Source organism: Oceanotoga sp. (assembly GCF_030445905.1).
GTDB classification, from domain to species: Bacteria; Thermotogota; Thermotogae; order Petrotogales; family Petrotogaceae; genus Oceanotoga; species Oceanotoga teriensis.
The window spans coordinates 1-15,485 of sequence record NZ_JASUSU010000012.1; the positions used below are offsets into that span (position 1 = coordinate 1).

14 protein-coding genes and 1 tRNA gene are annotated in these 15,485 nt (G+C 26.5%); 7 read left to right on the plus strand and 8 right to left on the minus strand.

Features of this window, described 5'->3' with window-relative positions:
* From PWP28_RS04980 to PWP28_RS05015, 8 genes are all read right to left on the minus strand, one after another.
* A tRNA-Glu gene (locus PWP28_RS04980) sits at positions 1-72 on the minus strand.
* A gap of 123 nt (positions 73-195) precedes the next feature.
* On the minus strand, positions 196-1,548 hold the full coding sequence (murC, locus tag PWP28_RS04985; RefSeq protein WP_308644354.1) for a UDP-N-acetylmuramate--L-alanine ligase: 1,353 nt from the start codon (positions 1,546-1,548) through the stop codon (positions 196-198).
* Between the two features lie 9 nt (positions 1,549-1,557).
* Positions 1,558-2,589 (minus strand): glycosyltransferase, encoded by a 1,032-nt coding sequence (locus PWP28_RS04990; RefSeq protein ID WP_109604360.1) that lies wholly within the window; start codon positions 2,587-2,589, stop codon positions 1,558-1,560.
* Positions 2,576-3,682, minus strand: a complete 1,107-nt coding sequence (locus tag PWP28_RS04995; RefSeq protein ID WP_109604359.1) for an FtsW/RodA/SpoVE family cell cycle protein — start codon at positions 3,680-3,682, stop codon at positions 2,576-2,578. The genes PWP28_RS04990 and PWP28_RS04995 overlap by 14 nt, the downstream gene beginning before the upstream one ends.
* Positions 3,683-3,684: 2 nt before the next feature.
* Positions 3,685-4,968, minus strand: a complete 1,284-nt coding sequence (gene murD / locus PWP28_RS05000) for a UDP-N-acetylmuramoyl-L-alanine--D-glutamate ligase (protein WP_308644355.1) — start codon at positions 4,966-4,968, stop codon at positions 3,685-3,687.
* A 1-nt stretch (position 4,969) separates the two neighbouring features.
* On the minus strand, positions 4,970-5,899 hold the full coding sequence (mraY, locus tag PWP28_RS05005; RefSeq protein WP_109604357.1) for a phospho-N-acetylmuramoyl-pentapeptide-transferase: 930 nt from the start codon (positions 5,897-5,899) through the stop codon (positions 4,970-4,972).
* Positions 5,896-7,164 carry a UDP-N-acetylmuramoyl-tripeptide--D-alanyl-D-alanine ligase gene (gene murF, locus PWP28_RS05010; protein ID WP_109604356.1) on the minus strand — a complete coding sequence of 423 codons (1,269 nt, stop codon included), beginning with the start codon at positions 7,162-7,164 and terminating at the stop codon, positions 5,896-5,898. Before murF ends, mraY begins: the two co-directional genes overlap by 4 nt.
* Positions 7,161-8,660: a UDP-N-acetylmuramoyl-L-alanyl-D-glutamate--2,6-diaminopimelate ligase gene (locus PWP28_RS05015; protein ID WP_308644356.1), complete on the minus strand. Its 1,500-nt coding sequence runs from the start codon at positions 8,658-8,660 to the stop codon at positions 7,161-7,163. Before PWP28_RS05015 ends, murF begins: the two co-directional genes overlap by 4 nt.
* 121 nt (positions 8,661-8,781) lie before the next feature.
* On the opposite strand from PWP28_RS05015, the gene PWP28_RS05020 reads away from it, so the two are divergent.
* The 7 genes from PWP28_RS05020 (at position 8,782) to PWP28_RS05050 (ending at position 15,445) form a co-directional block, all read left to right on the plus strand.
* Positions 8,782-9,789, plus strand: a complete 1,008-nt coding sequence (locus PWP28_RS05020) for a hypothetical protein (RefSeq protein ID WP_109604354.1) — start codon at positions 8,782-8,784, stop codon at positions 9,787-9,789.
* Between the two features lie 33 nt (positions 9,790-9,822).
* Entirely contained in the window at positions 9,823-10,497 is a 675-nt protein-coding gene (locus PWP28_RS05025; RefSeq protein ID WP_109604353.1) for a nucleotide exchange factor GrpE, read from the plus strand.
* Positions 10,497-11,642 (plus strand): molecular chaperone DnaJ, encoded by a 1,146-nt coding sequence (gene dnaJ / locus PWP28_RS05030; protein WP_109604352.1) that lies wholly within the window; start codon positions 10,497-10,499, stop codon positions 11,640-11,642. The genes PWP28_RS05025 and dnaJ overlap by 1 nt, the downstream gene beginning before the upstream one ends.
* 16 nt (positions 11,643-11,658) lie before the next feature.
* The gene (locus PWP28_RS05035; RefSeq protein ID WP_308644357.1) at positions 11,659-12,546 is read left to right on the plus strand and encodes a YitT family protein; all 888 of its coding nucleotides are present in this window, start codon (positions 11,659-11,661) and stop codon (positions 12,544-12,546) included.
* A gap of 65 nt (positions 12,547-12,611) precedes the next feature.
* Positions 12,612-13,931, plus strand: a complete 1,320-nt coding sequence (locus PWP28_RS05040; protein ID WP_109604351.1) for a hemolysin family protein — start codon at positions 12,612-12,614, stop codon at positions 13,929-13,931.
* Complete coding sequence (locus tag PWP28_RS05045; RefSeq protein WP_109604444.1) at positions 13,909-14,310, plus strand: cytidine deaminase; 402 nt, start codon at positions 13,909-13,911, stop codon at positions 14,308-14,310. The genes PWP28_RS05040 and PWP28_RS05045 overlap by 23 nt, the downstream gene beginning before the upstream one ends.
* Complete coding sequence (locus tag PWP28_RS05050; protein ID WP_308644358.1) at positions 14,294-15,445, plus strand: fused response regulator/phosphatase; 1,152 nt, start codon at positions 14,294-14,296, stop codon at positions 15,443-15,445. The genes PWP28_RS05045 and PWP28_RS05050 overlap by 17 nt, the downstream gene beginning before the upstream one ends.
* Positions 15,446-15,485 lie beyond the last annotated feature (40 nt).

A 15,485-nucleotide genomic window follows, 5' to 3' on the forward strand; every position in this document is an offset into this window, starting at 1 on the left:
GCCCCCAACCAGATTTGAACTGGTGTCTTTGGCGTGAAAGGCCAATGTCCTAGGCCGCTAGACGATGGGGGCTTTTGTTGTTTTTGTTTCGCCAACCGAAATATATAATAACATATTTATTATAAAGTGTCAAGAAAACAAAAGGAAACTAAAATATTACAAAAAAATACATAAATGCGATAATTTTATTCGGTTTTATTTTATATGTGAATTTAAAAGTTCAGAAGACAGTTTATAAGCTACTTTTGTTATATCACCAGCACCAACAAATAAAAAGACAGATTCTTTAATTGCTTTTAGATAATCGATCATATCATTGTCAATATCAAAAAATAAACAATTTTTTCCATTTTCTTTCAATAAACGACAAATATAATTTTCATCTATCCCATCTATGGGATCTTCAAAGGCTGAATATATTCTGTAAACGATTATTTCATCAGAATTTTTGAGAACATTTACAAAATCATTTTTATGTCTATGAAGTCTTGTATATCTATGGGGTTGAAATATTGTTATTATTTTTTTATTTGGGAAATATTCTTTAGCACCTTCAATAGTATGAAAAATTTCTTCAGGAGTATGAGCATAATCATCTATTACATATTTATTAGAATTAGAATATAGTATATTAAATCTTCTACCAACAGATTCAAATTTTTTTAAAGATCTTTGAATATCTTCAAATTTTATTCCATATTCTAAAGAAATGGAAGCAGCTGCCAAAGCGTCATAAGCATAATGGATACCTGGCATAGATAAAGTTATTTTTCCAAGATATATATCTTTTTTATACATATCGAATTCTTGATGAGAATTTATTTGCTTTCTATTTTTCATTATATAATCGGCATCTTCGTCTATTCCAAAATAAATAATATTTTGGAATTCATTCTTCCATTTTTTTAAAATTGGATCATCGTAATTAAAGAATAAAAATTTATTTGAAGTTTTACAATAATTTTTTATAGATTTTTTTAAATTTTCAAAATCATTATCATAATGTTCTAAATGATCAGGTCTTAAATTATTTACAAGTATTGTATTTGAAGAGGCATATTTTATATACCCATCACTTTCATCTACTTCAGATATTAAAATATTTTTCCCAAAGTTAAAGTTTCCATCTTTTAGAGATTTATGCAAACCGCCTAAAAAAACTGTTGGAGATTTTTTAGCATTTATAAATATATTTGCTGTCATAGCAGTAGTTGTTGTTTTTCCATCTGTACCCGTTATACCTATGCTATGATTTTCTTTAAGAATTGTATTTAAAAATTCCATTCTCGATAATATTTTTATATTTTTTTCTTTAGCCGCTATTGTTTCAGGGTTATCATTTTTTATAGCAGTTGATTTTATAAATAGATCTACATCGGGTATATCTTTATTTTGTTCAAATTTTATATTTATATTTTGATTTTGAAGATAATTCGTTCTTTCATTTTCTTCATTATTAGAACCATATACTGTATGACCTGTATATTTTGCATATAAAGCGAGAGAACTCATACCTATCCCGCCAATTCCTGAAAAGTAATACTTCATGAGAACCTCCTAAATTTCATCTATATTATTTATAATTTCATTTGTTGAAACATCTTTTTTTGTATGCCATGTATAATTTATATTTTTGATATTTATTTTATTTATAAAATTTAAAATATCTTCTATATTTGGTTTTTTTTCATCTATTATTATTGCTTTACCATTTTTTTGTAGTTCAAGAGCATTATAATATTGATGGTTTTCTGAAGCACCACTCCAAGGTATTAATATAGCTTTCTGATCATAAAATTTGATCTCAGCAATACTTGTAGCACCAGCTCTTGATACTATTCCATCGCAAACAGATATTATTTCATATAATTCATCTATATATTTAAAACAAAAAACATTTTTAAAATTTTTGAATTTATTATCATTTTCTGTAATATGAATAAATTTTGTATTTATTGAAGATTTTTTATATACTTCATACATTATATCATCAACTTTATTTGAACCCAAACTTCCACCAAATACAAGTAATATTTTATTAGATATATTTTCTATACCATATTTTTTTAGATTTTCTCTTTTAATATCATGATCAGATATTCTTACGGGATTTCCGGTTTGTATAAATTCCTTAAAATAAAAAGAAGTGAAAATTTTTTTTGCCCATTTAGAAAGTCTTTTATTGGTTATTCCCATTATTGAATTTTGCTCATGAACATAAAAAGGAATATTTAATTTCTTTAATGAGTAGCCAACAGGTCCACAAATATATCCACCAGTTAAAAAACCAAAATCTGGACTAAATTTTTTGATTTCATCTTTAATTTCTATATATTTTTTATAAGCATGAAATAATCTTTGAATATTTTTAGGATTATAAATAGGTCTTATCAAACCTTTCATATTTATTTTTATAATATTTGCATCTGGAATATCTTTAGGAAGTTTCTTTTCTTCTATTCTACCATCAGTTACAAAGTATAAAATTTCTAAATCATTTTTCTTTTTAAGTTCTTTTAGTACAGCCAATGCTGGATAATAATGACCACCAGTTCCTCCACCGGCAACTACAACTTTAATTTTTTTCATTACTTTTTCCTCCGGAATTAAAATATATGAGTCCTAAAGATAGACCTATAGATGTTAAAGTAATTATTAATGAAGAATTTCCATAGCTCATCAAAGGAAGGGTTACTCCTGTTACTGGAACACCAGGTACACCAAGTCCTACAAGTGCATTTATAGTGACCTGTATAAAAAGCCATATGGCTATTATAGTTGAAAATGAAAAAGCAATATATGATTTTGTTTTATAAGACATCATTATTAATTCTCTTGATAGAAAATAAAATAAAGTTAGCACTATTATTATTCCTACTTTACCCCACTCTTCTCCTATTATTGACATTATAAAATCACTGTAAGATTCAGGAACCATATATTTAAAATCTCCAGCAAAAGGCGTTTTCCCGAAAAGACCTCCACTTTTAATGGCATTTAATGATTGCAAGGTTTGGAAATTATCTTCTTTATCCAATCTTTTTAATTGATAATCTGTTAATAATATATCTTTAAAATATATTGCCGTTATTCCAAATATTATAGCAATTATTAATAATATAACTATTAATTTTTTATTTCTAATAGATATTAACATAGTTAAAAAAGCTATAAAAGAAACTATTATAGCAGTACTTAAATCAGGTTCTTGCATTATTAAAAGTATTACAGGTAAAGATATAAAGATAGGAACTAAAATATTTTTAAAAATTGTTTCTTTTGAATCTCTTATAAAATCATAATAAAATATTAAAAATGCTGGCAATAAAAATTTTGCAAGTTCACTCGGCTGAAATTGAAAACCAGCCAGTGTAATCCATCTTCTAACTCCAGCAATTGGAGAAGTAAACATGACTGCAAAAAGAGCTCCCAGCATTATTGTATACATACTTATCATGAATATGGGGATTTTTATCAATTTATTACCAAATATAAAAGCTATAGAACCACCTATAAAACCTATACCCATAGATATGATATACATCGTTAGTTTTCTATCTGGATCAAATCCTTTTGCATCTTCCATAGCATATAAGGCACTATATACGAAAAAAACACCCAACATAAGGGTTATACCAAGTAAAATAAAATAAAAAACAAATGATTTTTGATTTTCTTTCATAGTTATCCCTCCAAAGAGTTAACTATTTTTTTAAAATAATCTCCTCTATCTTCATAATTTTTAAATTGATCAAAACTTGCACCAGCTGGAGATAGAATTATATTTTCATTTTGAATTGAATTTTTGAAAGCCATATATAAAGCTTTATCTACATTTTCTGTAAATATAAATTTATCAGATAAATTGTATTTTTTAATTTCTGATATCATATCTCCAAAAACATAAATGTTTTTTGAATTTTTTTCAAGTTCTTCTATTAAAGAACTCATATCTTCATTTTTTGGTATTCCACATAAAAATGCTGTATAAACTTTATTTCTAAAGCTTTTAAATGCATTTACAGCAGCATGTACATTTGTAGCTTTTGAATCATTATAAAAAGAAACGCCTTTTAAAGTTTTTATAAACTCAATTCTATGATTTAAATTTTTAAAAGATCTAAGACCAAATTCTATGTTACTAATTGGAATATTCAAATTATAAGCAGCAATGGTTGCGGCCACAGTATTTTCTTTATAAATATCAAAGTTTAAAAACTCATTTTCTACTTTTATTGTTTTATTATTTATGATTATATTTGAATTTTTTAAAAAATCTTTAGAAAAAGCATATATATTATTGCCGTTTATATTTTTTTGTATATCTTTATTTATTATACTTAAACCATTTATTTTTTGAGTATTTTTGAGCATTTTAAATTTGCTATCATAATATTCATCTAAGTCTTTATGCCAGTTTAAATGATCTGGAGCAAGATTTAAAAGTATTGAAATTTCTGGAGAAAAGTTTTTAGACCAAAAAAGTTGAAAAGAGCTCACTTCAAGAATATAGTACTTAGCATTTATAGGTGCGTTTGCAAGTGGAACGCCAATATTTCCTCCAACAAAAACTTCAGAATTATTACAATGTAATATATGACCTAATAAACTCGTTGTTGTTGTTTTGCCATTTGTTCCAGTTATACCGACAAAAATACTTTTAGGATTTGCTTTTTTTATAAAATTCCATGAATACTCTATTTCTGTAGTATAATTTATGTTATTTTCAAAGATTATTTTTCCAGCTTTTCCGTAAGGGTTCACCCCTGGACTTATTATAGCTAAATCACAATTTTTTAACATCTTATCATGAGATTCTTCATATGGAATATCATATTTTTTTAATAAAAATATATCTTCTTCAGTTAATTTATTATCTTGACTGATATATATTTCATGTCCTTGATCTAATAATATATTTACTAATTGTTTATTACTTTTTCCAAATCCAACGAGACAAATTTTCATGTTAACCTCCGATTATTAAAATTCCAAATAATATATTTATAATCCAAAAATTCATGACTACTCTCTCTTCATGCCACCCTTTCATTTCAAAATGATGATGAACAGGTGCCATTAAAAAGACTCTCTTTTTTCTTATTTTATAACTCAAAACTTGAATTATTACAGAAAACATCTCAGCAATGAATACAAAGCATGTAAATATTGCAAAAATTTCTGTGGAATAATATATTGAAATAGAGGCTAATATTCCTCCTAAAGCTAAAGAACCTGTATCTCCCATGAATATTTTTGCCGGTTTAATATTAAACATCATAAACGCAATTACAGGTAAAACTATTGTATATATTAGATTAATAGGTGCTTTGCTTACTATTACTGTCATTATAGTTGAAATTATAAATAGTCCAGAAGATAATCCATCTAATCCATCTGAAAGATTAGTTGAATTAGATAAACCACTTAAAAATAAAACAGCCCAAATAGGGTAAAAAAATCCCAAATCTAAAGTTTTATCTATATAAGGTATTTTTAAATAAGTATGAGGATTAAATTTATTTACTATATAAAAAATTATCAAAGAAAAAATTATTTGCAGTAATAATTTTTGATAAGATCTAAGGCCCAAAGAATTCTTTTTGAATATGCTTAAAAAATCATCTATAAAACCTACAAATCCAAATAAAATTGAACTGAAAAATACTATTAAATATATTGGATTTGAAGATAAATAATAAGAAATTAGATTCAATATTGAAATAAAAAATAAAAATAAAATTCCACCTGCAGTGGGAGTACCCTGTTTATAATTATGCAAATCAGGACCTTCTTGTCTAATGTATTGACCATATTGTTTTTTCTTTGACCAATTTATATATTTTGGATAAAGTGAGATCAAAACAAAAAAACTTATAATAGATAATATCTCTATCATAAATAACTCCTTTCCTTCATGAATTTATAAAGGCCTGTAGAATTAGAACCTTTTATGTATATGATACCTTTAGTGTTATTTATAAGTTCTTTAACTTCTTCTATATTTTTTATAAAATTTATATTATTTAAATAATTAAATTTATTTTCGGGATCTAAAAAATAAATCTCATTGAATATATTTTGAGCCAGTTTTATTGTTTTTATATGAATTTCTTTTGAATATTCACCAGATTCTTTGATTTCTGACATTATTAATATTTTTTTATCTTTAGAAGTATATTTTTTTATAGATTCAAAACCACTTTTAAAAGATTCGAAAGAGGCATTATATGAATCATTTATTATAGTACAATTATCAGTTTTAATTATTTCAAATCTACTTGATGGTAACTCTATATTAGATATAAAATAAGGATCTATAGGGATTTGAATGAATATACAAAATGAAATAACCGCCAATAAATCTATTAATTGACCTTCAGACCAAATATTATTCAAAGTCAAAAATACGTCTTTACCAAATATTTTATAGAGTACTTTTGTTTTATTTTCTGAGTATTCAAAATCTTTTAATACAGAATCATTAGAATCTTTTTTACCAAATTTTATAATATTTAAATTTTTTGGTATAAAATCCAATAATTTTTCATAATCTCCATTCAAAACTACAAGACCTTTTTTCATATTTTTAGTTATCAAAGATTTTTGATAAGCAATATTTTCTTTAGATTCTAAAAATTCTATATGAGATGTACCTATATTAGTTATAAATGCTACATCTAAATCATAAAAATTAGATAAAAACTTAAGATCATCTTTTTTCTGAAGACCCATTTCAAGTATTGCTACATCTTCATTATTATAATAATTTAATATACTTAAAGGAATTCCTATTTCTGTATTATAGTTTTCATGAGTAGAAAATATACTTAGAGTATTTGACAAAATTTGATGTAAACATTCTTTAGTTGTAGTTTTCCCAGTTGATCCCGTTATACCAATTTTTAATTTACTATTATTATTTACTAATTTTGAAGTCTCTTTTAATATATGAATTAACACATTATCAACTTTTAAAATATTTTTAAATGGTATATCTTTTTCAACAACAGCAAAAGATGCGCCCCTTTGGAACGCATCATTTAAATAGTTATGACCATCATTTTTTTCGCCTTTTAAAGCTATAAAAACATCATCTTTTTTTATATCTTTTGAATTTGTTTGAAAAAAATATTTTTTATTTTTTAATTCTATCAAGTTCATTTTTTCATACTCCTTCTCAAGCCATCTATGGCTTCTGCTGCTACATCGTAATCAGAGAATTTAATCTGTTTTCCACCACCAAAAAGTTGGAATTTTTCATGTCCTCTTCCAGCTATTATTACTATATCTTCACGATTTGCAAAGTTAATAGCTGCATTTATAGCAGTTTTTCTGTCTGGAATGACTATGAAATTTTTTTCTTTATTTACTCCTTCTTTTACCTGTTCAATTATTTTATCTGGATCTTCATCTTTTGGATCATCATTGGTTATGACAACTATGTCGGATAATTCACTCGCTATTTGTCCCATTATCTTTCTTTTACCTTTATCTGCATTACCACCAGCACCAAATACAAGGATTATTCTTCCTTCTGTTAATGATCTTGCATTTTTTAAAACATTTTCAAGTGCATCTGGAGTATGAGCAAAATCAATAACAACAGAAAAACCCAATGCTTTTGAACTTGGAATTATTTCAAATCTACCTCTAACTCCTTTAAAAGTAATTATGCCATGTTTTATTTGTTCATAGCTGAGTCCAAACTGTCTTGCCGCTATCAAGGAATTTACTATATTATAAGCATTAAAACTTCCTATTATGGAAGAATATATAGAAATTTCCCCTTCATCAGGTGTGATCAATTTGAAATTCATTTGGTATATACTTTGATTTAATTCCTTAATAACATAATCAGCATCATCTGAAAAACCATAAGTTATAATTTTTTTAGAATCTATAAATTCGAATTTCTTGATATCAAAATTATCATAATTTATTATCACTTTCCCATCAGGTTTTAAATTATTTGCAAGAGAAAGTTTTATTTTTTCATATTCATTAAAAGATGAATGATAATCGAGATGATCCCTTGTTATGTTTGTGAATGATATAATATCAAAATAAATATCTTCAATTCTTTTTTGAGAAATTGCATGTGATGATACTTCAAGATTTATAAAGTTTACATCTTTGTCTTTACTTTGTTTAAGTAAATTTGATATTTTAATTATGCTGGGTGTTGTATTGTATGGTTCTTCAATTAGCAAATCATTTATTTTAATTTCAACTGTACTCAATAAAGAAGAATTTATCTTTGATTCTCTTAATAAATGATGAAGTATATTAACACTTGTAGATTTTCCATTTGTCCCGGTAACACCAAATATTTTAAACTCGTTTGAGTCTATTTCATTTGAAAGATGAGATAGTCTGGCGAGGGCAACACGTGAGTCTGAAACCAGTATATAAGGAAAATCCAAATCAGATATATAGCTTTTATTTTCTATTATAACTAAAGAACATCCTTTTTTGATTGCCGGTTTTATAAAATTATGACCATCAAATTTGTAACCTTTAATTGCAACAAAAACATCGTTTTTGTTAATATTTTCGCTATTATCTGTTACAGAATTGAGCTCTTTAGATAAAATTAATTTATCACTCTTTTCTAAGATAATATCTGAAAGTTTTTCTAATACGTTTTCAACTCTCATATTTAATACCCCCTAAAATTCTTTTATCTATATTATTTTAACTCTTATTTTTCTATTTGACAATAAATAAATTTATTGATATCATATAATTAGCACTCATAAAAAAGGAGTGATAAAAAGTATGGGAATGGAATTAACGAGCAGGCAAAAAGAAGTTCTATTAAGTATAGTTAAGATTTATATTAAAGAACATAAGCCTGTTAGTTCAGATGATGTTTTGAGTAATTCTAGTATAAAAGCCAGTAGTGCAACTATAAGAAATGATATGCAAAAACTACAACATTTAAAGTATATATATCAACAGCATACAAGTGGTGGAAGAATTCCCACAGATGCTGCATTGTTTCTTTATTTTAATATTATAGATGAAGCTTATTCAAAAAATGGAACATATATGGAAATGCCAAAAGATTATAAATTTTATGATTTAAATCTCATGTATGAAAATATATCTAAAATGATATCAGATATTCTTAACGGAATGGTTCTTTTTGAATATCCAAATCCCAAATATATTTACATAACAAGAGCGGTTGTTACACCTCTTACAGATTATAATTATGTTGTAAATCTTATGACAAATCTTGGAATGACTATAACAAGAACTGTTGATATATATGGTCTCCCTCATTATAAAGAATTAGAAGAGATGTTGAATATAGGGCTAAAAGGAAAATCTTTTAATTCTGTTTTTGAGGCCATAAAAAATCAAAATTTTCAAACTGATGATATAAGAGTAATAAATATGTATAATCTAATTGAGGTTCTATTAAATGAATTTTCAAGAAATAAATATATAATTAATGGGCTTGAAAAGATAATTTCTTTTCACAAACCCGGTTATGATAGTATAAAAAGTTTGAGTATGATAATAGAAAATGATGAAATAAAAGATGAGATATTTAAAGATCTCGACTATTCAAGAGATATAAAAGTTTTTTTTGGAAATGATATAGGTTTTAGGTCTTTAAGAAATTTTGCTTTTTTTTATACATCTTATTGTATGTCATCGAATTCTATAGGTAGACTTCTATTTATCACTGAAAAATATTCTGATTATGAAAAAATTTATAATACAATCAAAGAATATACTTCTAGGTTCTCTGAAATTATATCAAAAAATCTTTAGTTTATAAAATTATATGTGTTGGAGGTGCTTTTAATGAGCAAAAAGGAAAATAAAAAAATTGAAAATAAAGTGAATAAAAAGATAGATGAGAAAATTGTTGAACAGATAGAAGAAGAACTTAATGAAGTCGTTGAGGAAGAAAAGAAAGAGGATATTTTAAACATCGAAGAAGTATTGAAAGAAAATGAAGAATTAAAAAAAGATCTTGAAAAAATTAAAATTGAAAATGATAAATTAAAAAATTATGCTTTTGATTTAAAAAGTGATTTTGAAACTTTTAAAGAACTCGTTGAAAAAGAAAAAAAAGATATAAAACTAAAAGAAAAAGAAAAATTGATAAGGAGTTTTTTAGTACCATATGAAAAATTGTTAATTTCTTTAAATTATAAAGAAGATGAACAATTTCCAAAAGCAATAGAAATGGTAGAAAAAGATATGAATAAATCCTTTGAAAATGCTGGATTAGAATTTATAAAACCATCATCTGGAGATATTTTTGATCCTTTTGAACATGAAGTGTCTGATAAATATGAAACTGATGAAATTAAAGAGTACCATGTTTATAAAACAGAAAATCCAGGATATAAACTTAATGGTAGAGTCATAGAGCCAGCTAGAGTTGTTGTTGCAATTAAACCAAAAGTTGTTATTTCAGTTAAAGAAGAGGCTGAAGAAGATAATCCTAAAAAAGAAGAAGGTGAAAATTAATGCCTCAAAAAAAAGATTATTATGGGATTCTTGAGGTTTCAAGAGATGCTTCTCAAGAAGACATAAAAAAAGCGTATAGAGTACTTGTTAAAAAATGGCATCCAGATAGACATTTAGAAAATAAAAAGGTTGCCGAAGAAAAATTTAAGGAAGTTCAAGAAGCTTATGAAGTTTTATCTAATCCTGAAAAAAGAAAACTTTATGATAGATTTGGATTTGTACCTGAGGGTGGTATGCCAAATGGTGGAAATGGTTCTTATACAGGTGGTGTAGAAGACATATTTAAAGATTTTTTTGGAGGTGGATCTGGCAATTTTGGAGATGCTGGAGGACCATTTTCAGATTTTTTTGATATGTTTTTTGGAAATGAAAGAGGCGGAAGTTCGAGAGGAACGAGAACTCAGAGAGCTTCTAAAGGTCAAGATATTCACGCAACTGTTACGCTTGAACTTGAAGAACTTTTATATGATGTAGAAAAAGTAATAGAATATAGTAGATATGAAAATTGTACATCATGTAATGGTACAGGTGCTGAGGGAGGAACTGCTTTTAGTACATGCCCAAGATGTAATGGTAGAGGACAAATAGCTGAAGAACAAAGAACTTTTTTTGGAACTTTTGTAAAGAATTATACTTGTCCTACTTGTAATGGACAAGGCAAGATAATAAGTAAAAAGTGTAGTGTTTGTGGTGGAAGTGGAAAAAATTATAAAAAAGAAAGACTTAGTGTTAAAATACCTGCCGGTATAGAAGATGGTTATGTATTAAAGATAACTGGGAAAGGTAATAATGGATTAAATGGAGGACCTAATGGAGATTTAATAGTTCATATAAAAGTTATAAATAATCCTAAATTTAGAAGAAATGGAGCAGATCTTGAAACAGAGATAAAAGTTGATTATATAACTGCTGCTTTGGGTGGAACTATTAAAATACCTACATTAGAAGGTAATATTACAGAAAAAATTTCTGAAGGTACTAATCCCGGAACCATAATAAGATTAAAAAATCTTGGCCTTCCTAATTTTACAGGTAAAAAAAGAGGGGATATTTATGTTAAACTTAATGTGGAGATAAATAAACCTTCTATGAGAGAAAAAAAATATCTTAAAGAGATAGCCAAAATAAAAAAATTAGATATATAAAGGCAGGTTGATTCGGTTGAATGATAATCTCAAAAAAACGATAGTTGATTATGTGATAATTTCTATAGGTACGCTGATAACAGCAATTGGAATTGTACTGTTTTTTGTTCCATACAATATTGTGGCTGGTGGAGTTAGTGGATTGGCTATAGTATTGAATTCATTGTTCGGTTGGTGGATTGGATTACAAATGTTAGTTTTTAATGTAATTCTCTTTGCACTCGGTTTTTGGTTGTTAGGACTTGGATTTGGGATGAAAAGTATATTTTCAGCGATTACTTTGTCTGTTTTTACTGATGTATTACAACAGTTTTTTGAGATGGATCAAATGATACCGAATTTAATAGCCCAAAGTCAAAGTTATAATATAGATATAATATTGATGTCAGCTGTTTATGGAGGAGTTATATCGGGATTTGGAATGGGACTTGTTATATGGAGAGGTGCAACTACTGGTGGTACTGATATTCTTGCAATGATATTCAACAAGTATTTTTCTGTATCTGTTGGTACGGGACTTTTAATATCAGATAGTTTGATAACGGCATCTTCTATTTTTATAAATCCTATATTACCAATGTATGGTATAATAACTATTTTTATAGCAGCGAAGACAATAGATGGTATAGTTAATGGTTTATCTTCATCAAAAACTTTTTTGATTATAAGTGAATATCATGATAAAATTAAAGAAAGTATATTTAATGATTTAGATAGAGGAATTACATATATTAAAGGTGTAGGTGGTTACACTAAAAAAGATAAAGATATTTTAATGGTTACAATAACGAGATCTGAGATTGGAATACTTAAATCTTTGATAAAAGAAATAGATTCAAATGCATTTATAATAGTTCTACCCAATAGTGAAGCTATTGGGTATGGATTTAAAAAAATAACTTAAAAATTAAAAGGTAGGTGTGGGAATTGGACGACCCCCAAAGTAGCTCGCAGCTGATATTTTCACTTATGTTTATATTTGTTTTACTCATGTTATCGGCACTTTTTTCAGGTTCTGAAACAGCATTCACCTCTATGGGAAGAGGAAAACTTAAGGATTATCTCGAAAATGAAGAAGATGAAAAGAAAAAAAGTATGCTTCAAAAGTTTATGAATAGTCCAAATCAATATTTAACGACTATTTTAATCTTAAATAATGTAGTAAATATTTTGGCATCATCACTTACTACATTGTTTGTTGCAAATCTTCTTCCAAACTCTAAAGGAGTTGCTGTTGGTATTGCAACGGGTTTTATGACATTAATGATTTTAATATTTGGTGAAATAACCCCTAAAGTATATGCAAGAGAAAATAAAGAAAAATTTTTTAAATTCTCATTTAGAATAGTAAATGTTTTAAATTATATTTTAACTCCTGTTGTATGGATACTTGTTAATTTGTCAAATGTAGTAATAAAAATATTTGGTGGAAAGGGATTTGGTCAGACACCTCCTTTTGTGACAGAAAGTGAAATAATGACTTATCTTGATATGGGACATGAAGAAGGGGTAATTGAAAAGTATGAGAAATATCTCATGCAAAGAAGTCTTGAAATACGTGAAACTTCTGTAAAAGAAATAATGACCCCAAGAGTTGAAATGGTCTCACTTGAAGATGATGAAAAAATAAATGATTTGATTAAAATTATAAATGATGATGGTTATTCAAGAATTCCTATTTATAGAGAAAGTCTTGATACTATAGTTGGAATATGTTATGCAAAAGATATTTTTAAACTCATGGATGAAGTTAGTGATTCAGATAAACTAAGAAATATGAGTGTTTTAAAGATCTCACATAAGCCTTTTTTTGTACCGATTACCATGAAAGTTAAAGATATTCTCAAGATGTTTCTTACAAATCATACTCATATGGCTATAGTTGTTGATGAATATGGAGGAACTGCAGGATTGGTAACACTTGAAGATGTAATAGAAGAACTCACAGGAGAAATTCTTGATGAATATGATGATATAATTGAAGAATCTAATATAACAAGGATTGATGAAAATATTATACTTGTTAATGGTTCTACTCCTATAAATGATATAGAAAGAGAATTAGATATAGATTTTCCAGAAACAGATTTTGAAACTATAGGTGGTTTTTTATTAGAACAACTCGAAAGATTTCCAAAACCAGGCGAACATATAATATTTGAAAATTATGAATTTGAAGTTATATCTGTTACTGTTAATAAAATAGATAAAGTTAAGATAATTGTTGTTCCCGATGTAAATATAAAAGGTGATGAAAATGACAGAGATGATGATTCAGAAACTTTATAAAGAAGCTTTAAAAGCAAGAGAAAATGCTTATGTACCTTATTCTAATTTTAAAGTTGGGGCTGCATTACTTACACAAGATGATGAAATTTTTACAGGCTGTAATGTTGAAAATGCTTCTTATGGTCTTTCTATATGTGCAGAGAGAAATGCAATTTTTTCAGCAAATAATTCAGGGAAAAGAAAGTTTAAAGCTTTATTTGTAATTGCTGATACCCCAGATCCAGTGAGCCCTTGTGGAGCTTGTAGACAAGTTATGAATGAATTTGGAGATTATGAAGTTTATCTTGCTAATTTAAATGGAGAAATAAAAAAAACTTCTACAAAAGAACTGCTTCCTTACGGGTTTAGCAAGGATGATATGGATGATACAAAAAAATAAAAAATTTAAAGTTTTGATCATAGAAGATTCTATGATAATAAGAACTCTTGTAAAAACAATACTTCAAAAAGATTCGAATTTTGAATTTTATGAAGCTAAAAATGGGAAAATTGGATATGAAAGAACCTTAGAAATTCTTCCAGATGTTATATTGTTGGATATAATGATGCCGGAAATGAATGGCTATGAGGTTTGTGAACTTCTAAAAAAGAATAAGTTCACAAAAGAAATTCCTATAATAATAATAAGTGCTCTCGATGAAATAGAAAACAAAGAAAAAGGCTTTGAACTTGGTGCTGTTGATTATATAATCAAACCAGTTGAGCCTCAGGAGCTTGTTGCGAGAATTAAAACTCATGCCGAACTTTATAATGCTCAAAAAGAATTAAAAAATTATATACAACTCTTTGAAAATGATCTAAAAACAGCTCAAACATTACAATACGCCATGTTACCTAAGAAGAAAATTTATGATAATATAGAATTGGATTGGTATTTTAAAGAATCTTTTAACGTTTCCGGAGATATATTTGGGGTTCTTGATATGACTGATGGTTCTAAATTTATTTATGTTATAGATGTTTCAGGGCATGGAGCAGCTGCTGCCATGTTGTCATTACTTGTTAAACAAGAAATAGAAAATTTGATATACGAAAAGAAAATAGTTAATATAAGTGAACTCGGGAAATATCTCGATGAAAAAGAAAAAAATATATTCAATGATGGTTCTTATTTTACTGCTGTTTTTTTTAAAATAAAAAAAGATGAGATTAAAATAATTAATTTTGGACATAGACAACCTTTTATAATAAGAAAAAATAAAAAAACAGAAATAATAAGAAATACTAATTTACCACTTGGAATGGGCCTTATAGAAAACATAAAAAATATAGATGAAATAAGTGTTGAATTTAATAAAGAAGATATGTTTTTAATATATACTGATGGATTAGTTGAAGCACATAACTCTAAAAAAGAAGAATTTTCTGAAGAAAATATAATAAATATAATAAATAATCTTAAAGAGATAAATCCTAACAAATTAGTAAACCAAATTAAAAAAGAATTAAATTTATTTTTAAACAATAATACACCTGAAGATGATATAACAATAGTATCAGGGATAAAGTTATAGCCTAAAGCAAAAAGCTTATAGGCTATTTTTATAATCTAAA